The sequence below is a fragment of the Flavobacterium sp. genome (genome assembly GCF_030146175.1).
In the GTDB taxonomy this organism is placed as follows: Bacteria; Bacteroidota; Bacteroidia; order Flavobacteriales; family Flavobacteriaceae; genus Flavobacterium.
The window spans coordinates 1-21,428 of sequence record NZ_JASLCE010000019.1 but is presented as its reverse complement, the minus strand read 5'-3'; the positions used below and the strand labels follow the sequence as shown (position 1 = coordinate 21,428).

At 40.4% G+C, this 21,428-nt stretch carries 18 protein-coding genes; 7 read left to right on the top strand and 11 right to left on the bottom strand.

Annotated features, from left to right (window positions below; translation table 11 throughout):
- Positions 1-3: 3 nt before the first annotated feature.
- The 7 genes from Q1R07_RS02060 to Q1R07_RS02030 form a co-directional block, all read right to left on the bottom strand.
- Entirely contained in the window at positions 4-1,761 is a 1,758-nt protein-coding gene (locus tag Q1R07_RS02060; protein ID WP_300485475.1) for a BatD family protein, read from the bottom strand.
- 54 nt (positions 1,762-1,815) lie between these two features.
- The gene (locus Q1R07_RS02055) at positions 1,816-2,580 is read right to left on the bottom strand and encodes a tetratricopeptide repeat protein (RefSeq protein ID WP_300485472.1); all 765 of its coding nucleotides are present in this window, start codon (positions 2,578-2,580) and stop codon (positions 1,816-1,818) included.
- A complete protein-coding gene (locus tag Q1R07_RS02050; RefSeq protein WP_300485469.1) occupies positions 2,580-3,614 on the bottom strand; it encodes a VWA domain-containing protein in 1,035 nt (344 codons plus the stop codon). The genes Q1R07_RS02055 and Q1R07_RS02050 overlap by 1 nt, the downstream gene beginning before the upstream one ends.
- Positions 3,615-3,616: 2 nt before the next feature.
- Positions 3,617-4,618 carry a VWA domain-containing protein gene (locus tag Q1R07_RS02045; RefSeq protein ID WP_300485557.1) on the bottom strand — a complete coding sequence of 334 codons (1,002 nt, stop codon included), beginning with the start codon at positions 4,616-4,618 and terminating at the stop codon, positions 3,617-3,619.
- Positions 4,618-6,240 carry a hypothetical protein gene (locus tag Q1R07_RS02040; RefSeq protein ID WP_300485466.1) on the bottom strand — a complete coding sequence of 541 codons (1,623 nt, stop codon included), beginning with the start codon at positions 6,238-6,240 and terminating at the stop codon, positions 4,618-4,620. Before Q1R07_RS02040 ends, Q1R07_RS02045 begins: the two co-directional genes overlap by 1 nt.
- A 2-nt stretch (positions 6,241-6,242) precedes the next feature.
- Positions 6,243-7,109 carry a DUF58 domain-containing protein gene (locus tag Q1R07_RS02035; protein WP_300485464.1) on the bottom strand — a complete coding sequence of 289 codons (867 nt, stop codon included), beginning with the start codon at positions 7,107-7,109 and terminating at the stop codon, positions 6,243-6,245.
- A 73-nt stretch (positions 7,110-7,182) separates the two neighbouring features.
- Positions 7,183-8,187, bottom strand: a complete 1,005-nt coding sequence (locus Q1R07_RS02030) for a MoxR family ATPase (protein ID WP_136404041.1) — start codon at positions 8,185-8,187, stop codon at positions 7,183-7,185.
- A 171-nt stretch (positions 8,188-8,358) separates the two neighbouring features.
- Here Q1R07_RS02030 and Q1R07_RS02025 point away from each other — a divergent pair, with 171 nt between their 5' ends.
- The 4 genes from Q1R07_RS02025 to Q1R07_RS02010 are packed head-to-tail and all read left to right on the top strand — an operon-like array spanning position 8,359 to position 11,602.
- Positions 8,359-9,111 (top strand): SDR family NAD(P)-dependent oxidoreductase, encoded by a 753-nt coding sequence (locus Q1R07_RS02025; RefSeq protein ID WP_300485458.1) that lies wholly within the window; start codon positions 8,359-8,361, stop codon positions 9,109-9,111.
- Positions 9,112-9,126: 15 nt separating this feature from the next.
- Positions 9,127-10,290: an ATP-binding protein gene (locus Q1R07_RS02020; protein WP_300485455.1), complete on the top strand. Its 1,164-nt coding sequence runs from the start codon at positions 9,127-9,129 to the stop codon at positions 10,288-10,290.
- On the top strand, positions 10,283-11,011 hold the full coding sequence (locus Q1R07_RS02015; protein WP_300485452.1) for a metallophosphoesterase family protein: 729 nt from the start codon (positions 10,283-10,285) through the stop codon (positions 11,009-11,011). Before Q1R07_RS02020 ends, Q1R07_RS02015 begins: the two co-directional genes overlap by 8 nt.
- Before the next feature lie 42 nt (positions 11,012-11,053).
- Complete coding sequence (locus Q1R07_RS02010) at positions 11,054-11,602, top strand: DUF3575 domain-containing protein (RefSeq protein ID WP_300485449.1); 549 nt, start codon at positions 11,054-11,056, stop codon at positions 11,600-11,602.
- A gap of 143 nt (positions 11,603-11,745) precedes the next feature.
- On the opposite strand, the gene Q1R07_RS02005 is transcribed toward Q1R07_RS02010, so the two are convergent.
- The 3 genes from Q1R07_RS02005 to Q1R07_RS01995 all read right to left on the bottom strand — a co-directional run bounded on the left by Q1R07_RS02005 (position 11,746) and on the right by Q1R07_RS01995 (position 15,122).
- Positions 11,746-13,293 (bottom strand): aldehyde dehydrogenase family protein, encoded by a 1,548-nt coding sequence (locus Q1R07_RS02005; protein WP_300485446.1) that lies wholly within the window; start codon positions 13,291-13,293, stop codon positions 11,746-11,748.
- A 116-nt stretch (positions 13,294-13,409) separates the two neighbouring features.
- The gene (locus Q1R07_RS02000) at positions 13,410-13,949 is read right to left on the bottom strand and encodes a 3-hydroxyanthranilate 3,4-dioxygenase (RefSeq protein WP_300485444.1); all 540 of its coding nucleotides are present in this window, start codon (positions 13,947-13,949) and stop codon (positions 13,410-13,412) included.
- A gap of 66 nt (positions 13,950-14,015) precedes the next feature.
- Positions 14,016-15,122: an endonuclease/exonuclease/phosphatase family protein gene (locus Q1R07_RS01995; RefSeq protein WP_300485442.1), complete on the bottom strand. Its 1,107-nt coding sequence runs from the start codon at positions 15,120-15,122 to the stop codon at positions 14,016-14,018.
- Positions 15,123-15,260: 138 nt separating this feature from the next.
- Between Q1R07_RS01995 and Q1R07_RS01990 the strand changes: the two genes are divergently transcribed.
- From Q1R07_RS01990 to Q1R07_RS01980, 3 genes are read left to right on the top strand one after another with little or no spacing between them, the layout of a single operon-like run.
- Positions 15,261-18,077, top strand: a complete 2,817-nt coding sequence (locus tag Q1R07_RS01990; protein ID WP_300485440.1) for a TonB-dependent receptor — start codon at positions 15,261-15,263, stop codon at positions 18,075-18,077.
- Positions 18,078-18,102: 25 nt separating this feature from the next.
- Positions 18,103-18,714 (top strand): DUF5017 domain-containing protein, encoded by a 612-nt coding sequence (locus tag Q1R07_RS01985; protein WP_300485439.1) that lies wholly within the window; start codon positions 18,103-18,105, stop codon positions 18,712-18,714.
- A 16-nt stretch (positions 18,715-18,730) separates the two neighbouring features.
- Positions 18,731-20,095 carry a DUF5689 domain-containing protein gene (locus tag Q1R07_RS01980; RefSeq protein ID WP_300485437.1) on the top strand — a complete coding sequence of 455 codons (1,365 nt, stop codon included), beginning with the start codon at positions 18,731-18,733 and terminating at the stop codon, positions 20,093-20,095.
- Positions 20,096-20,763: 668 nt separating this feature from the next.
- On the opposite strand, the gene Q1R07_RS01975 is transcribed toward Q1R07_RS01980, so the two are convergent.
- Positions 20,764-21,428: OmpA family protein (locus Q1R07_RS01975; protein WP_300485436.1), on the bottom strand; the 665-nt coding region annotated here is incomplete at its 5' end.

The window sequence follows — 21,428 nt, the reverse complement described above, 5'->3', positions numbered from 1 at the left end:
CGATTAGTTCGTGATTTGTTTTTCCAGTCCGGAAATTACGGTTACAGCTTTATCATAATCCTGTTGCATGGTTCCAACCGAAGCCGGCGTATAGCGTGCAAATTCGCAGCTATCCATCAATCCTAAAAAGTTTTGAACCGTTTCAGGAGTCGCTTTTCTGGATAATAGCAATTCCTGGATATTCTCTTTACTCATCTCCGAAGTCTCAATATTCAATTTTGCTTTTAAGAAATTGTGCAGGGCTTTTTCCATTGCCACATAAAAGGCTTCTTTATTACCCATTTGCTTATTGGCTTCCGACAGGAATCGTTTGGCCAGTTTATTCGACTGACGGATTTTGTTTCCAACCACATCGCCATCGATCGCTTCTTTTTTCTTACGCGCCAATACAATTATCGGAATGATCAGGAATGGTGCCATCAATAAGGAATAGAACAAACCGGAACCTAAGAATCCTTTTTGATGTATGCTGGTCAGATTGGTTTTTAGTTTGATAAACTGAAACTGATCGTTTGCCACCACATTTTGTTTTCCGGGTACCGAAGCCACCTGGTTATCACCTGAAGTTGGCGACGGTCCGTCCATCACATTGACCATTATTTCCGGCGTATTGATTGTCTTATATTTATTGGCGCTCAGATCGAAATAGGAGAAAACCATTGGTTTGATCAGATAGTTTCCTTTGTATTGCGGAATGATTGCATACGTATCCGACACTTCACCCTGCATACCGGAAAGCGGTGTGGTTACTTTTTCTTTATGCTCCGGATCGTACATTTCGAGCGCACTTGGCACTACCGGTTTTGGAAGGTTAAACAATTTCAGGTTTCCTTTTCCGGAAACACTCACCACCAGATTCAACGATTCGCCTGCTTTTAATGTGGTTTTCGACGGTGTAACTTTAAAATCGAAATCCCCCACGGCACCGGTAAAATCGATTGGTTTTCCGGCTTCCGGCAAGGTGCGTACATTGATCGATTTGGCTCCGGCCGAAACCGTTTTATTACCGCTGGCATATTCCATACGCCCGAAGAAATCACGGCGCCCGGTTGGTAAGTCGACCTCAATATCCAGTGAAAGCGGTTCTATTTCGAGTTTTCCGGCTTTTTGCGGATATAACACGGTTTTGCGCAACACCACATAACGATAGTCTTCACCATTGTATTTTCCGTTTTCCACAACCAGTTTTTTGATATCGATATTCTGGCTCCAGAAATCGTTGTATTTCGGACTGGCCATTTCGCGCCAGTTTCTCACACTGGCCGTATTGCTCACATATAATTTATACACCACCGTTATCGGTTCGTTGATATACGGATTGGTTTTGGAAATTTCGGCTACAAGATGAATTCCTTCGCCGGTTTTTTGTTGCGGATAATATGGATTTACTTCTTCCTGTACCGCATTGGTAACCGTTACTTTTACCGGATTCGTTTTATAAATTTTCCCTTCGATTTCAATAGAAGCCGATTTAATGATCGCCGGTCCTTTTTTTAACGGCATCAGAAAATAGGAAAAGGATTTATTAAATGATTTTTTTCCGTTAATCCACGAATAGCTCACCGCCTGATTCGGGCCACCTACAACCCGGAATCCTTCAAAAGCCGGTGGGCTGAAATTATCCCCGTCTTCGTTCATTGTAAAATCAATACGAAGGCGTTCGTTAATCCCAAGGGTATTCTTACTCACGGTTGCTTCAAACTGCACCTGAGCAAAAAGCCCCTGAAAGCATAATAATAGCAGAAAAATAACTCTATTCATTGTTGTTTTGTGTCACTACTTAGTTTGTCCGACAAGGTATACTTTTTTGTCCGATTACCAATCTTTTTCATTTTTAACAGGACTTCCTTTGACTTCTCTTGCCTTCACTTTGTCCTGAATTTTCTTCTCTTCGTTATTTAAAGCGTCCAACATATTTTCCATTCGTTGTTTGGAAGCGCCACTTGGTTTTGGCTGGGCGTTCTGTTTGTCTTTGTCGCCTTTATCTCCGTTTTTGTCTTTCGGATCGCCTTTATCGTCTTTTTTATCCTGACCTTTATCTTTATTCTGGTCTTTTTTATTGTCGCCTTTATCTTTGTCTTTATCCTTATCTTTCTGATCCTGCTGATCTTTATTCTTATCCTTGTTTTTGTCTTTATTATTATTTTTCGGCGGATTTTCTTTTAACTTCTGTTTGGCCAATGCATAATTATAACGGGTTTCCTCGTCATACGGATTATTCCGCAATGCGTCTTTATAGGCTTCCACCGCTCCCGAATAGTTTTTTTCCAACATAAAAACGTTACCAAGGTTGTGCATTGCTTTGTGCTTTTGCTTTTTCCCTTTGGCATTTTCAATCGCCTTCATATACGCAAACTTCGCTTCCCCGGGTTGGTTTTGCCTGTAAATGGCATTCCCGAGATTATAGGATGAAGTCGCTCGTGTTGGCACTTTAGATTGCGAGATACGATAATCCGCTTCGGCTTCCGAATAGTTTTTTTCGCCGAAAGCTTCATTGCCGCGCGGCAGGTTCCGGTCTTTGACCTGAGCCGCCATTACCAATGAAAACAACAGAAAATAACAACTAAACCACTTCTTCATTATTCTTTTTCATTAAATAAATTCAACTTTTTAACCCAGGCTGTTTTGCGTTCCAGTAGGAAAACATCCAATAATAATAGTGCAAATGCAATGCCTAAAAACCATTGGTATTGCGATTGAAAATCGGCTATCTGCTGACTTTCGAAGTCGGTTTTTTCCAGATTGTCCAATCCGTTTTTCACAAACTCCACTACTTCTTTGGTGTTTCCACCATATACATAACCGCCATTAGCGCTTTTCGCTATATTTTTTAAGGTTTCCGGGTATAATTTCGTCACCACGGTTTCCCCTTTGGAATCTTTTTTATAGCCTTCTATTTTGCCCTGATTTCGCAACGGAATCGGCCCGCCTTTTTCGGTTCCGACACCGATGGTCAGGATTTTGATTCGCTTTTCTTTGGCTTCTTCCACCGCATCTTCAAAACCTTCTCCGTGGTCTTCCCCATCGGAAATCAACACGATCAGTTTACTTGTTTGCGGATCATCAAAATAAGAGGTTGCCAGTTTAACCGCTTCCGACAAGGCGGTTCCCTGCGAGGACACCATATCGGTATTCATACTTTGCAGGTACATTTTAGCCACGCTATAATCGGTTGTAATCGGCAAAACCGGATAGGCACTTCCGGCATATCCTACAATCCCGATACGATCGCTTCCCAATTGGTTGATGATCTGAGAAACCAACTGTTTACTCTTTTCCAAACGATTGGGTGCAATATCTTCTGCCAGCATACTTTTGGAAATATCCACAGCAAAAACGATATCCACTCCTTGTCGTTTTACGGTTTCCATTTTGGTTCCGATTTTCGGGTTGATCAAGGCCAGAATGATTCCCGCCAATGCCAATAGTAACACCACCAGTTTTAATACCGGTTTAAAAATGGATTTCTCCGGGCTTAATTTTTTAATCAGTTCGAGGTCACCGAATTGTTTTTGCTTTTTCCGTTTCCAATAGAGATTGATCAGGAAAAGCAATACCAAAAACGGTATCACGCCCAACAGGTAAAAATATTTTGGTTCTTCAAATTGCCACATAATCAGATAAAACTTCTAAAAATAGTTTTTCGTAATAAAATTTCCAAAACCAGTAAGCCTAAGGCCAGGAATACAAGCGGTCTGTATTTCTCATCATAGTTGAAATAACGCATTTCTTCTATTTCGGTTTTTTCCAGTTTATTGATTTCGTTATAGATATTTTCCAGGCTCTTATTACTGGTCGCTCTAAAGTATTTTCCATCGGTGGTAGCTGCGATTTCTTTCATCAGCTTTTCATCGATTTCCACCTGCATCATGCGGAACAGGAATTGCCCGTTTGGTGCAATCGCATAGGGAAACTCCGCCATCCCGTTCGTTCCGATTCCAATGGTATAGACTTTAATGCCGTATTCTTTGGCGATTTCGGATGCCATTCTCGGATCGATAAACCCGGCATTATTCACACCATCGGTTAACAGGATCACTACTTTACTTTTGGCTTTACTATCTTTTAATCGGTTAACGGCAGTTGCCAATCCTACCCCAATTCCGGTTCCGTCCTGTAATACATTGTCGTACTTTACGCCTTTTAAGGCTTCAAGCACCACGGCTTTATCACTGGTTACCGGTGTTTTGGTATAACTTTCGGCCGCATACACCACCAATCCGATCCGGTCGTTCGGACGTTCTTTTACAAACTCGGAAGCCACACGTTTCAGTGCTTCCATTCGGTTGGGTTTTAAATCTTTGGCCAGCATACTTCCGGAAACGTCAATTGCCATTACAATATCGATTCCACTGGTGGTACGGGTTTTATTGGTTACATCGGTCGACTGCGGACGCGCTAAAGCGACAATCATCGCGCTTAACGCTAGTATGCGCAGTACAAACAACAACGGTTTTAACTTTGGTAAAATCGAGGTTGTTCCTTTAAATCCTTTTACCGAACTGATTTTTAAGGTCGCCGATTGTTTTTTTCTTTTCCAGAAATACCACGCGATTACGACCGGTATTACCAAAAACAGCCAAAAAAACTCGGGATGTAAAAAAGAGATATTCTTCATCATTCGGTTACTTTTCTAAGTTCAATGGATTTCACAATCCTGTCGGCTATTTCTTTTGCATTTTCGTCTCCCTCGCGGTATACCAGTGCAATTTCCTGTATTCCGAATTTTTGGGAGAAGATAATAATCTGGTATTCCATTCGTTCGTCTTCGTTTTTCGCCGGATTAAAGATCGTCATCGTTCCATAACCTCTTTTTCCGGTAAATCCGTCTTTGATTTCAAAATCATCCGTTTTTACGATGATTCCTTTGGCTCCGACTGTTTTTTCAAATCGGGTAATATTCTCATTCAGAATGGCATCGTTATCCGCGCGAAGTGAATCTTTAAACGTGGTTGTATTCACGGCGATACTAAAATTATCGATCAGGCTTCCGTACAGGAATTTCTGAGTTGACTTAATATTGGCCGGTAAATTCGTCTGAACGCGTTCGTCGCTAAATCGTTTTAACACTTTTGGCGTTTCGATAATCACCGACGGTTCTCCATATTCGCTTTTTACCCATTCGCCTTTTAAAAGGTCTTTGGTACTGTGACCGATTAGTTTGTCTTTAATAAAATCCAATCCGTCGGTCGACAGGAAGTAGGTAAAGGCGGCAATAAAAAGCACAAGACTTGTCGCTGTTGAAATCAGGATTCGTCGTACTTTTTGTTGTTTTAATAATCGTTCTTGTCGTAATCGTTCGTCAACAATCGCCTGTTCTACTTCTTTCGGGATGGATTTTTCGATGGTAAAGATGATCCCTTCAATGTTTTTACGGTCGGAGGCAATTTCGAAATCCAGCGGTTTGGATTTGGCGAATTTTACCAGATCGGCATTTTTAAGGATTTTTTCAAAGGTTTCGAACGTATCCTTTTTGATGCCCATTTTCTTTTTGATCACCGCTTCTTTCAAGGCGGTAAGCAATTCGGCCGTCGTACTTTCCATCGCCGGAACCTGAATGGTTTCCTCGATATAGGTACGCGTGATATCGGTCATTTCGGAATAATAGGATTTTACATCCCCATTTTGCCAAAGCTCTTTTTTCTCCAGATTTTGAAGCAGATTCGTTGCTTTTTCAATAGGTGTCGCATAAATCTCTTCTACTTTTCTGTCTTTGTTCTGATAGCGTTTTAGCAACCAGTTCACCAAAAACCCGGCACCAATTATCAAAGCCAGAATAATACTGTATTTCCAAACGTTGCTGATTGGTTTTTTAACCGTGATCACCGGTTTGATATCGTACATCTGTTGTTTGGTCGTATCGACCACCACACCCATAACCTGAATCGCCAGCGAATCGGTCAGGAACTGTTTGTTATTGATGATCACCGGTAATTGCGGTACCGTATATTTTCCGGTATCAAATTGCGTCAGGCCGTATCTTTTGATTAACTCGTAACGGTTTGCTTTTTTGATGGTATCCACCGGATAGGATTCCAGTACTTCCAGATAGCCAAATGTTTTACTATCCGGGAAATAGACCTGTGTCGTACTGTCTACTGTTGTTTTTAACGTCAGGTTAAACTGCGATCCTATTTTGATCTTTGTCGAATCTACCGTAGCCTGCACCGGTTTTTGCTGTGCGAAAACCACAGTACCGAGCATTAAAAACAGCAGTATGTAAAACTTATTCTTTATCATTTCTAGGTTCTTGCTTTAAAATAACCCAATAACTTGGTTACATAAGATTCGTCCACACGGGTACTAACCGTTCCGGAACCACAACGGGAAAACGTTTCTTTAAAATATTTTACGTTTTCCAGATAGTGTTTTTCGTATTCTGTCCGAACCGATTTCGAATTGGTATTAACCAATAAGGTTTCGCCGGTTTCGGCATCTTCCATATGTACCATTCCGATGTTTGGCATTTTTTCTTCGCGGACATCGTATACCCTTACTCCGGTTACATCGTGTTTTTTTCCGGCAATTTTCAGCGTTTGCTCGTAATCGGAAGTCATAAAATCCGAAATCACGAATACGATGGCTTTCTTCTTCATAACACCTGACAGGAATTTCAACGCCTGCGAAAAGTCGGTTTTTTTGCTTTTTGGCGTAAACTCGATCAGTTCGCGAATGATGCGCAACACGTGGGATTTCCCTTTTTTAGGCGGAATAAACAATTCGATCTGATCCGAAAACAAGATCAATCCGATTTTGTCGTTGTTTTTTGTCGCCGAAAAAGCTAAGGTTGCCGCGATTTCGGTTACCACATCCTTTTTAAGCTGGTTACGGGTTCCAAAACTTTCCGATCCACTGATGTCGACCAGCAACATCATCGTGAGTTCACGTTCTTCTTCGAAAACCTTGATATACGGTTCGTTATAACGTGCCGTTACATTCCAGTCGATCGCACGAACATCGTCGCCAAACTGATACTGGCGCACTTCCGAAAACGTCATCCCCCGTCCTTTGAAGGACGTATGGTATTCGCCCGAAAAGATATGATCGCTCAGTCTTCGGGTTTTGATTTCTATTTTTCGTACTTTTTTTAAAAGCTCTTTGGTATCCATTCTAAGAGTGATTACAGATTAACGATTCGATCCTTTTGTCTGGCAATAGGGTTAAAAATCAGTTATCTATATTCTAAGGCACTTCGATTTCGTTTACAATTTTATTGATGATCTCTACAGAAGTGATGTTTTCGGCCTCTGCTTCGTAGGTAATTCCGATTCTGTGACGCAACACATCGTGAACCACGGCGCGAACATCTTCCGGGATTACATAACCACGGCGTTTGATAAAGGCATAACATTTAGCCGCTGTAGCCAGGTTGATACTTCCCCTTGGAGAAGCTCCGAAGCTGATCAATGGTTTTAAATCGGCCAGTTTGTATTTTTCCGGATAACGGGTAGCAAAAATGATATCCAGGATGTATTTTTCAATTTTCTCGTCCATATAGACTTCGCGAACCGCTTCCTGTGCTCTTCGGATCTGATCCAAAGAAATCACCGCGTTCACTTTTTCGTAGCTTCCTTTCAGGTTTTGACGGATAACCATACGCTCGTCTTCCATTTTAGGATAGTCGATTACCGTTTTTAACATAAAACGATCGACCTGCGCTTCCGGTAACGGATAGGTTCCTTCCTGTTCCACCGGGTTTTGGGTTGCCATTACCAGGAATGGTTTGTCCAATTTAAAGGTTTCGTCGCCAATGGTTACCTGTTTTTCCTGCATGGCTTCCAGTAATGCCGATTGCACTTTTGCCGGAGCACGGTTAATCTCATCCGCTAATACGAAATTGGCGAAGATCGGTCCTTTTTTTATCGAGAAGTCATTTTGTTTGATGTTATAGATCATGGTTCCCACTACGTCCGCCGGTAAAAGATCGGGCGTAAACTGAATTCTGCTGAAAGAACCTTGAACCGCTTGCGACAGGGTATTGATGGCTAATGTTTTTGCCAATCCCGGAACTCCTTCCAAAAGGATATGTCCTTGTCCTAAAAGTCCGATTAATAATCGTTCTACCATGTGCTTCTGACCTACAATCACCTTGTTCATCTCCATTGTCAGCAGATCGATAAAAGCACTTTCTCTCTCTATTTTTTCATTAATTGCTCTAATGTCTAAAGTAGCTGTGGTGTCGTCCATTTTTATGTTTTTTTGAGCCGTGAAATTAAATAAGTTATTTTAACACTGCAAATTGAAAATTTATTTAGTGTTTTGTTGTTAACAATTGGTTAAAAGTCTTGGTAACCGTTTCTTTTTAAGCCTGAATTATGATTTTGTTTTTATATTTTTAAGATCTGAAATTTAATTACCATGAAAACAGTTCTTATCACGGGTGCTACAAGCGGAATCGGAAAAGCGACAGCTGAGCTTTTGGCCCGTCATCAATATCGTCTGATTATCTGTGGACGAAGAAAAGAAATTCTCGAAACATTAGAAAGCGATTTAGCAAAACATACACAAATTACGTCACTTGTCTTTGATGTGAAGGACAAAGATTCGGTTTTCAAAGCCATTTCGTCCCTTCCGGAGGACTTTTCAAAAATCGACATTCTGATCAATAATGCCGGAAATGCCCACGGACTGGATCCGATTCAAACCGGAAACACCGATGACTGGGATGCGATGATCGACATTAACGTAAAAGGATTGTTGTATGTTTCGAAAGCGATAGTACCACAAATGACCGAACGCAAATCCGGTCATATTATCAACATCGGATCGACCGCTGCAAAGGAAGTTTATCCCAACGGAAACGTTTATTGCGCGAGCAAACACGCTGTTGACGCGATTACGCAGGGTATGCGGATCGACCTGAATGCTTTCGGAATTAAAGTTGGCGGTATCCATCCGGGCATGGTTCACACGGCTTTTTCGGAAGTGCGTTTTAAAGGCGATACCGATCGTGCCGATAACGTATACAAAGGTTTTCAGCCTTTACTGGCCGAAGATATCGCGGATATTATCCACTTTGTAATTTCGAGACCGTATCATGTTAACATTGCCGACCTGATGGTCTTATCGACTGCTCAGGCTACGTCTACAATCGTAAATAAAAATTTATAAAGTTCGTTTCATTCGATGATTAACAAGCGCCTGCTTATCAAAAACCTATTGGCTCATAACGATGAGAGCAGCTTCTATGACAAAAAACGTCAGCTGAACCTGCATACCAAAGAAGGCAAGGCGAAGTTTTTAAAGCACATTTGTGCGTTATCGAATTCCAACCCTACGAACAATTCCTATATTGTGGTTGGTGTGGAAGATCAGGACAACGAAATTGTGGGCGACGACTTTTTCGACGACAGCCGGATTCAGAATCTGGTCAATGCTTTTTTGGATAATCCACCGCGGATTCAGTACGAAAACGTTCCGTTTCCGCATTTACCAAAAGACAAGGTTGTCGGATTGGTTACGATTCGACCCACGCATAAAATGTCCTCTTTTAAAAAAGCGATTTATACCATACCGGCCAAAGCCATTTTTATGCGACGCGGCAGCAATTCGATCCCGATTGACGAGCCGGATTTTTCACAGGAACCCGCAGCGAGTTCCAATACCGAAACCGTTATCAGTATCGAAAACAACTCCCGTAACAGCATTGAATATACGTTGGAAGGCGTTATCGATTTTATGAACAACCGGCACAAGGACATGAATCCCGAGTATAAGGTTTTTAAGGAATTCTTCATTGTTTGCTGGGCCGGAAACAAAAAGAAAATACGGGACACGACTTTTTTATCCCGGGTTGATATCGAATTAATCAACGAACAGGTCAAACTTTTTTATTCGGCATTAGACGAAGTGACGGTAGATTATTCGGACGATTGTTTTAGGATCACCGAATACCTGCTTTTAGGATTAAACGACAAAACGAGTTATTACCCGTTGGAACAAGTCAGCATCCGGTTTTATGACAATGGTTATTACAAGATCGACAACCAGATGCTTTTCGAGCCACCGGAATTTAACCGGAAAATGTTATTTCATATTTATAACTCCAATTTGGCATTAATCCGTAAATTGCAAAAAGGTTTACCGTTGTCCGAACGCGAGAACAAAGACCTGGAAAACCTGCCTTCGACCCTAATGATCTGTTATCTGAATGGATTTGACGAGGCCAAACAAAAACTTATTGATGCCAAATTGCTCCTTAAGGCGCACGATAATCCTACGGTTTATGTGTCGTTTAAAGAAGCCATGCGCATTTTACGAAAAATGAAATACGGAATGAATAATGAGTAGAACGTTAGTTATTGGAGATATACACGGCGGACTGAAAGCGTTACATCAGATTCTGGAGCGCGCCCAGGTTACTACAAACGATAAATTAGTGTTTTTAGGCGATTATATCGACGGATGGAGTGATTCGCCTCGTGTAATCGATTTTTTAATTGAACTGGACAAAACCCACGATTGTTTTTTTATCCGCGGCAACCATGAAGAAATGGTTTTACGCTGGTTAACAGCCGGCGACGACAATGCCGAATGGCGTATCCACGGTGGACAATCGACTGTAGATGCTTATCAGGATCTCGACATTCACACCAAAGACCGTCACGTAGGTTTTCTGGCGCGTTTAAACGACTATTATATCGACGAACAGAACCGACTGTATGTTCATGCCGGTTTTACGAATCAGAAAGGGGTTTATTACGAGTTTTTCCGCGGGATGTTCTGTTGGGATCGAACGTTATGGGAAACGGCCATGTCGTTAAACCCGGCGCTTTCGAAAGACGATTTGTTTTACCCAAAACGCCTTACGTTATATCACGAAATCTTTATCGGTCATACGCCGGTAACCCGAATTGGTGAAACCGTTCCGGTAAACAAAGCCAATGTTTGGAATGTCGATACCGGAGCTGCGTTTAAAGGCCGGTTAACCATTATGGATGTCGATACCAAATCCTTTTGGCAAAGTGATCCGTTACACGAACTTTACGCCAACGAAAAAGGACGTAACTAAGTGTTTCGTCCAATTTTTATACTTTTGTAAAAATTTTGAGACATGAAAAAACACATTATTCTTTTAGGCGTACTATTGAGCGGCCTTTTTGCCAATGCACAATCCAAGAACGAGGTTAAAGTTAATATTTTAAATACGCTCGTACTGGCATCAGTGGAATTAGGCTACGAGCATTTCCTGGACAACAACCAGTCTATCGGGGTTGAATTTCTGATTAACGATCGTTTTTCCTATACTACTGAAAAGAGTGGTGGTGCTAAAGAATTTAAAACCAATAGTATTCTAGCCTCTTATAATTTTTATTTAGGAGCCAATGGCGAAAGCAATTCCGGTTATTACCTATCGCCATTTTTAAAATACCGTTTTGGTGATTTTAACGAAAAAGAAGTCATCGACGATGTGGAAGTAACCCTCACTACCGATATGAACAGTTTTATCATCGGTTTTGGAACCGGATACAAATGGGCCTGGAACAATAAATTTGCGATTGCTCCGTATGCTAATATCGGACGTAACTTTAGCCGTGCGGTAAACGATCGTTTTAGCGCGCTTGAATTTAACGCCGGAGTAAGTATCGGGTATCGTTTTTAAAACTTTAAATGCTACACCTGACAGGTTTTGGAAACCTGTCAAGTGTTAGAAATCTAAATAACATATCTGGTCATCAGGTGTTAAAAATAAAAAAGGGCTGTCTATTTTTGTAGACAGCCCTTTTTCTATAAGAGATGTATCGATTAGAAATCAAACTTGATACCTTGTGCCAATGGCAACGCTGTTCCGTAGTTGATGGTATTCGTTTGTCTTCTCATATACGCTTTCCACGCATCAGATCCTGACTCACGTCCTCCTCCGGTTTCTTTTTCACCACCAAAAGCACCACCGATTTCAGCACCAGATGTTCCGATGTTTACGTTTGCGATACCACAATCAGAACCCGCCTGAGAAAGGAATAATTCCATTTCTCTCATGTTGTTGGTAAAGATCGACGAAGATAATCCCTGAGGCACTCCGTTTTGCATAGCGATCGCTTCTTCGATAGTTGAATATTTCATCACATATAAGATCGGCGCGAATGTTTCTTCCTGAACGATATGGAATTCATTTTTCGCTTCGATGATACATGGTTTTACATAGCATCCGCTTTCGTATCCTTCACCTTCTAAAACACCACCTTCAACGATAATGTTTCCTCCTTCCTGTTTTGCTTTTTCAATAGCATTCAGGTAATCGTTAACCGCACCTTTGTCGATTAGCGGTCCAACGTGGTTGTTAGAATCCAATGGATTTCCGATTTTTAATTGTCCGTATGCATTTTTCAATACACTGATTGTTTTGTCGTAAACGCTATCGTGAACGATTAAACGTCTTGTAGAGGTACAACGTTGTCCGGCAGTTCCTACCGCTCCGAATACCGCTCCAACCAATACCATGCTGATATCGGCATGTTCTGAAACGATAATGGCGTTGTTTCCTCCTAATTCCAAAATAGTATTTCCGAAACGCTCCGCTACGGTTTTAGATACGTGACGTCCGATTCTTGTAGAACCTGTGAACGATACCAATGGAATACGTTTGTCGTTATTGATTAAATCACCAGACTCATTACCTACTACTAAGCAGCTAACACCTTCCGATACATTGTTGTTGCGCAATACTTCAACAATGATATTCTGACAAGCTACCGCACACAAAGGTGTTTTTGAACTTGGTTTCCAGATACAAACGTCTCCACAAACCCAAGCCAACATTGAGTTCCAGCTCCATACGGCTACCGGGAAGTTAAAAGCAGAGATAACCCCTACTACTCCAAACGGATGCCATTGCTCGTACATTCTGTGCATTGGTCTTTCGGAATGCATGGTTAATCCGTAAAGCTGACGGGATAATCCTACTGCGAAATCACAGATATCGATCATTTCCTGAACTTCACCTAAACCTTCCTGAAGGCTTTTACCCATTTCGTAAGAAACCAGTTTCCCCAGGGGTTCTTTATATTTTCTAAGTGCTTCACCCATTTGGCGCACAATTTCTCCTCTTTTCGGAGCCGGGATCAATCGCCATTCTTTAAAAGCTTCTTCAGCCGTTTTCATGGCTGCTTCATAATCTTCTTTCGTTGATGATTTTACTTTTCCGATTAATTCTCCGGTTGCAGGAGAATACGATTCGATAATTTTACCATTTGAAAACCAGTTTGATCCGGTTGATGTTCCTTCGTTTATTTCTTTAAGCCCTAATTGCTGTAGCGCTTCCTGAATACCGAATTGGTCAATTGCTGTTGCCATTATTCTAAGTTATTTTCGTGTGTTTTTATTTTTCACAAAGTTACTGTTTTTTGTTTAGCATTATAAAGGATTAACTTTTACGCTTATGTTTCCGCAACAATAACCTTTGTATTTTTTTATTTTTTTGCGACAAAACGCGGATCGGATTCCATTACGGTTCCACATTTCTCGCAGGTTCGTAGGGTTTCTGAGTTGTAAAAATGCTGGAAATGCGGCAGGAAGTCTTTCTCGATATCATTTAATTCGAAATACACTTCGTATAATTTATGGTTACAATTGTCGCAATGCCATAGTAATCCGTCGGTAAACCCTTTTCCGGCTCTTTTCCGTTCGATTACCAATCCGATGGAACCTTCACTTCTCACCGGTGAGTGCGGTATTTTTGCCGGATGCAGGTACATATCGCCGGCTTTGAGCGGCATTTCCTTTCGCACACCTTCTTCCTGAATTACGATTTTAATATCGCCTTCCAGTTGGTAGAAGATTTCTTCCGTTTCATTATAATGATAGTCTTTTCGCGCATTAGGACCGGCTACGATCATTACAATAAAGTCGTTAGCGTCTACATATATATTTTTATTGCCAACCGGCGGTTTTAACAAATGCCGGTTCTCATTAATCCACTGATTAAGATTAAAAGGGGGTTGGATTGCCATAGGTTGAATGTTTGTACTAAAGTACAAAAAAGGAAAAAGGCAGGTTAAAAAAACCTGCCTTTATTATTACTTCACTTCTTTAATCAGATAAATGTACACCGGAAAGTGGTCACTAAATCCGACTTCACCATTGGAGTTACGCAACGGATAGCCTTTGTATTGCCCTGAACTCTGGATCAGATACGGTTTATTAAACACACCTGCTTTCCAGAAACGCAATGACGAATAATCTTTACGGATCAATGGTTCGCTAATGATGATCTGGTCGAATAAATCCCATGCATCACGGTAGGCTAATGTACCGATACCGTCTTTAGACATTTGCTCCATCGGGTTAAACATTCCGAATTCTTTAACGTCATCTTTTTTCCCTTTGGCACCTAAAGCTTCTTTTACACTCTTATTATAAGGACCATCGTTCAAGTCACCCATAGTAATTACTTTAGCATTCGGGTTGATTCGGTATAGGGAATCGATAATTTTTTTGTTTAAAGCACCGGCAGCTTCACGGAACGGGCTACTTTTTTTCTCACCTCCGGAACGCGATGGCCAGTGATTTACGATAACGCTGATTTCTTCACCGTCTAATAATCCGGTTACCAATAATTGGTCACGAGTATATATTCTTCTGGTTTTGGTATCCAGATTCACATTAACTTCTACCTTGTCATCACCTTCTTCTTTGTCTTTTTTATTCAGACCTTGCTCGTTTTCATATATATATAATGGTATATTTTTATAGCTTAACGGCTTAAAGTGTTTCTTCTGATATAAAAAGCCCACATCAATTCCCCTTTTGTCCGGAGAGTCAAAATGGATCACACCATAATCTTTTTCGATCATTCCCGGTTGCTTTACCAGGTCTTCCAATACCCCTCTGTTTTCAACTTCGGCACATCCTACGATTACCGGAGCATGTGGATTTTCACCGGTTCCGATTTCCGGAATAACACGACTTAAATTAGCCAGTTTTTTCTGATACTTTGCTCTGGTCCAGCGTTGTGTACCGTTAGGCAACCACTCCTCGTCATTGTTCGGCCCATTGATTGTATCAAACAGGTTTTCCAGGTTGTAAAACGCAACAGTGTACACTTTGAATTTTTTGTTTTGCGCGTAAATCCCATTAAATGAGAAACATACAATTAAAAGCGCGATGAAATTTCTAATTTTCATGTAAGGTATATTAAATTAACATCAAGTTTGAGACAAACTCCGGGCCAAAAGTAAATAATATTATTAAAAGATGTACATTTGCAGGCTGTTAAGTTTTTATTAAGACTTGGCAAACAAAAAATTAACTTAATTTTATTTATGAAAAAACTTGTATTTAGTATTTTATTTGTACTGCAAGCCGTTTTTGTTTGGTCACAACATTCCCCAGCACTAAAGGGAAAAGTTGTTGATTCTAAAACGCAAAAACCATTAAGAAATGTTGTTGCGACCATCTTAAGCACTAACCAGTCTGCTTTAACAGATGCAGCGGGTGTTTTCTCTTTTGATGTAGCAACAGAAGGACAACAAAAGTTAACTGTAGGAAGTACAGGGTACACTACCCAGACTTTTACACTTAGCATTGTGAAAGGGCAATCTTTGGATTTGGGTGTGGTTTTCTTGGAAGAAGACATTACATCTGAGCAACAACTAAGCTTGATCACCATCACAGAAAATGATCTTGGAGATGACAACAGTGGTTCCGAGAGTACTGCAGGTTTGCTACAGGCATCCCGCGACACTTACCAACAAGCTGCTGCTTTCAACTGGGGTCAGGCAAGATTCCGAATCAGAGGTTTGGATAACGAGTATGGTACTACTATGATTAATGGTATCGTAATGAACAAACTTTTTGACGGAAGACCACAGTGGAGTAACTGGGGAGGTCTTAATGACGCGACCAGAAACCAGGAGTTCACTATGGGATCTGCTCCTTCCGATTATACCTTTGGTAACATTTTAGGTACACAGGAGATAAACACTAGAGCTTCTTTTTACCGTCCTGGAACACGTGTTTCGTTTTCAGGAACAAACTCAAACTACAGCTGGAGAACTATGGCAACTTATGCTTCCGGAATGAACAAAGACGGATGGGCATTTGTGGTTTCAGGATCCAGAAGATGGGCTAAAGAAGGTTACTTCGAAGGAACAGATTATTCTGCTAATTCCCTTTTCGCAAGTATCGAGAAAAAATTCAATGACAAACACAGTATTAACTTTACTTCTATCTACGCTCAAAACAGCAGAGGTAAAAATTCACCAAACACTCAGGAAGTTACTGACTTAATGGGTACAGAGTACAACTCGTATTGGGGATGGCAAAATGGTAAAAAGAGAAACTCAAGAGACAAAAACGTTGATGAGCCAATCTTAATGTTGAGCCACTACTGGAAAATAAACGAGAAAAACACGTTAAACACGAATGTTTCTTACCAATCAGGAGGAATCGGGAATTCCAGATTAGACTATAACGGAGGAAACAACCCTGATCCAACGTACTACAAAAACTTACCAAGTTATTATTTAAACTTACACAATATTCCAGCTGACGGTTCTTTACCAACGCATACACCAAACTATGCACAGGCTGATATCGCAAGAACGGATTTCATCAACAACAGCCAGATCAACTGGGAAAGAATGTACCATGCAAACGAAATCAACAAACGCAGTATCTATGCTTTGTATGAAGACCGTATGGAAGATGTTACCCTGACTGCCAACTCTATCTTAAACTCTCAATTATCGGATAACATTACTTTAAATGCAGGAATTAACTTCCGTTCATTAAAATCGGAAAACTTCCAGAAAATGTTAGACCCACTTGGAGATTATGGTTTTATTGATACTGATTTATTCTACGAAGGAAACGGTTTTACAGCTGGTCAGTCTCAAAGTGACTTAAACAACCCGAACCGCGTTGTTAACGCTGGTGACCGTTACGGATACAACTACATCATGCGCGCTATCGTTGCGGATGCATTTACACAGTTTAAATTTACATACAACAAATTCGATTTCTATTTAGCACAAACATTCTCTCAGACAAGATACCAGAGAGAAGGTCTTTACAGAAACGGATTATATGCGAACAACTCATTTGGAAAAAGCGACAAGTTAGAATTCAACAACTACGGATTTAAAGGAGGACTTACGTATAAAATCACTGGAAAACACATGTTAAGTGTTAACGCTGCTTATATGACTAAAGCACCTATGTTGCGAAATGCATTCAACAACGCTCGTTTAAACAACAGTATCGTTAGTGGATTAGAAGATGAGAAAATTTCAAGTGTTGATGCAAGTTATATCATCAGAGCACCAAAATTAAAAGCACGTTTAACCGGATTCTACTCTAAAATCGAAGATGCAACTAAAGTTGGTTTCTTCTATGCAGAAGGTTTAGGAGCTATCGAAGATGGTGGTAACGACAGTGAGAATGACTTTGTGGCTGAGATCACAAAAAATATCGACAAACAAAACATCGGTTTAGAGTTAGGTTTAGAGTACCAATTGTCTAAAACAATTAAAGTTACCGGTTCTGCTTCATATGGTCAATACATCTACAGCAACAACCCAACGGTACTTCTTAACATCGATTCACGTCAGGCAGCGGGTCTTAACCCGATTGTTAACTTCGGTGATTCTTACCTTAAAAACTACAGACAAGGTGGTATGCCACAACAGGCTTACTCTCTTGGAATTGAATATAGAGATCCTAAATTCTGGTGGATCGGAGCCAATGCAAACTACTTAGATGACAGTTATGTTGAAGTAGATCCATTAATCCGTACAAACAACTTCTTTATGCAACCTGGAGGTTCTGGAGTATCGTATCCGGAAGTTACAGAAGACAGAGCACGTCAGTTATTAAGCCAGGAGAAATTCGATTCTTTCATGTTGGTTAACCTTACAGGTGGTAAATCATGGAGAATTAGCGGAAATACTTTAGGTTTCTTTGCAAGTGTTAACAACATCTTTGATGTTACTTACAAAACTGGAGGTTTCGAACAAGCTAGAAACGCGAACTACAGAGAGTTAAATATGGATTATGCCAGCGGTACCCGTTCATTCGGATCGAAATATTTCTACGGTTACGGCAGAACGTATTTCGTAAATGTTTACTTAACATTCTAATTTAAACCAGTAAAGAAGAACTCACATGAAAAATTTTAATATAAAAACACTTTGTGTTGCTTTGGTTGCCTTAGGTGCTTTGAGCAGCTGTACTAAAGAAGACGATACTAATTTGCCACCAATTGTTCCGGCTATCTATTTTGAAGATTTCCAGACTGCTGTGGCCAATACGCCATTTGATTTTGAAGGATGGACTAACTTCGCACAGGTAGGTACTAAAAAATGGATTGAAAACGGATATCAGGGTAACGGATATGCCGAGTTTACACCATTTAACAGCGGACAGGCATCGAATGTTGCCTGGATCGTAACACCGGGAATCAACATCGACGGAGCCATTAAAAAACGTTTAACTTTCGACGTGGCACAACACCACGTAACCGATTTGGTAAACAATAAATTAGAAGTTTTTATTTCTACCGATTATGATGGAACTAACGTAACGGATGCTACCTGGACTCAGGTATCCTTTACGCCACCTTTAGCGGGAAGCACACATAACTACGACTTTTTTAAAGCGGGTGCAATCAATCTTGCTAACTATTCCGGTACAATTTACATCGGATTTAAAGCAACCGGAGGTACTGCTACAGCACTTTCCGGAGCTTATATGATTGACAACGTAAAAATATTCTAAGCTAAAAAATACAACGATGAAAATTTCAATTAAATCCCTTTTATTCGCATCACTTTCAGCTGGAATATTATCCGGCTGTGTGAATGGCGATCATTATCCTAAAGCGGATAGCCCTTGTTATACCTTAACACCGACAAAAACAGTTGCTGATATTTTTACAGTTGCTACCGGTACTCCGACGCAAATTACAGCCGACGATGTTATCGAAGCTTATGTAGTATCGAGCGATGAAGGTGGTACATTTTACAAAACGGTTTCTTTAGAGACACTTGACAAATCAAGAGGTTTCAGTATTCCGGTTGATATGTATAACATCTACACCGAATTCGAACCGGGAAGAAAAGTATACGTAAGCCTAAAAAACCGTTATATCGCGATTGCACACAGTTCATTGGTAATTGGTGATTTATACCAAGGAAATGCCGTAGGACGTTTGGTACCGGAAGAATTCAGAAGAACAGCGAAAGCGTCTTGTGATTTCGTAAATGAAGATGAATTAGTATCACACATGACTATTGCTGAGGCATTAAACAACAACCACATTAACAAACTTATCGAGTTTGACAATGTTCAGTTTAACGATGCTGCAATGGGATCGACTTATTATGATGCTAACAGTACGGCTACCATCGGTGGTGCAACCAACTGGAAACTTACAGACAATACCGGTCATGAAATTATTTTCAGAACAAGTGAGTTCGCTAAGTTTGCTGCTAAAATGGTACCTAACAAAAGTGGAAAAGTACGTGGTGTATTAACAAAATACAACAGTGATTTCCAATTCCTTGCTCGTACAGAAAGAGATATTATGTTGGAAAACCCAAGATTCTATATCAGTACTGCTCAGGGAGGAACAAACATTCAGTTTAACGGATCTTTCACCGAAGATTTTACAAGTTATGCGGTTAACTTAACAGCTTTCCCTAAATATGTAAACGATCAGACTATTGGAGGAAGATACTGGCAGTTAAAACAGTTCCCGGCTAATACCGGAAACAAATACATCGAAATGACTTCTTTCGGAAGTGGTGGTGTAACAGCTAAAACGTATTTCTTTGTACCTGTTGATTTTACAGCTGCCAATACATTTGCATTCAAAACATTGGCTCGTTTTTATCAGGGTAATGTATTAAAAGTATACTATGTAACTGCTGCTAACTATACTGCTGGTGGACCAATTAACCTGGCTAACTTTGTAGATATTACCTCTTCATTCAGTATTTCTACACCGGCTACAGGACAATCGGCTTCAACATTCCAGTCTAGTGGTACCTATAACATTCCTGGTAGTTTAACAGGTAACGGTTATTTTGTTTTCGAACATTCGGGAACACCAACTATTACAACTACAATGCAGGTTGATGATATTACAGTAAACTAAAAAATAGAATCTTATATTTTTAAAGCAGCCAATTGGCTGCTTTTTTTATTTCCTCTAAATACTTCACCTCTTCGCTCTTTACACCTGACAGGTTTCCAAAAACCTGTCAGGTGTAGCTATTAATACACGGATTGCAAATCCGCGCCAACATGAAGATAAATGAGGTTTCTAAAAGTACTGGTAAAACAAAATCTGCCACCACATGATCTATACTACTTAAAACACCATTTTTAAGCCTTCTGTCGCATTATTTCACACGAAACAACAAAACTCTTATCAACAATAAAGACACCTCTAAAAAGACATCCAAAAAAGGCGACCAATTGGCCGCCTTTACTTTTTCACACCTCTTTCGCTTCTTCATCTTTTACACCTGACAGGTTTTGAAAACCTGTCAGGTGTAGTACAAATTGCACGGATTACAAATCCGCGTCAACGCGAAGATAAATGAGGCTTCTAAAAGTACTGGCAAAACAAAATCTCCACCACATGATCCACATCATTTAAAACACTATTTTTAAGCCTTCTGCCGCATTATTTCACACGCAGTAATAAAATACCTACCAACAACAAAGACACCTCTAAAAAGATAAATAAAAAAGGCGACCAATTGGTCGCCTTTACTTTTTTACACCTGACCGGTTTTTAAAAACCTGTCAGGTGTTATATTACTTCTTAACAATCAGGAATTCTGATCGTCTGTTTTTCGCGTATTCTTCTTCGGTACAGTTATCACCACAGTTTACTTTAGGCTCACTTTCTCCGTAACCTTTTCCGGAGATTCTGTCCTTAGCAATTCCTTTGGAGATAATATATTGTACTGTCGATTTTGCACGACGGTCGGATAAATTCATATTGTATTTATCGCTACCTCTGCTATCAGTGTGGGATTTAACCATAATCACCATAGCTGCGTTATTTTTCATTACCTGAACTAACTTGTCTAACTCAAAAGCACCTTGTTGGGTAATATTGCTCTTGTCGTATTCAAAGTAGATATCGTTTAAGATAACTTCTGTTTCAGTAACAATAACATCAATTGGCTGTAAGTCGGCGCTGATGTTTACAATACCACCTTTGGTTTTGCTAACCGGGAAGTTGTTGCTTTCATAACCGTCTTTCGCTACTTGAATAGTGTACGCTTTATCACACTCAACCGCATACGATACCGTACCATCGGCTTCAGTTGTTTTAGTAGAGATGATGTTGTTCTTCTCGTCTAAGATCGCTACACGAGCACCTGATAATTTAGCACCTGTTTTCGCGTCTCTAACCAAAGAAACCACTTCCACACCACAAACCGGAATCGCCATATAGATGTTGTCCACACCCG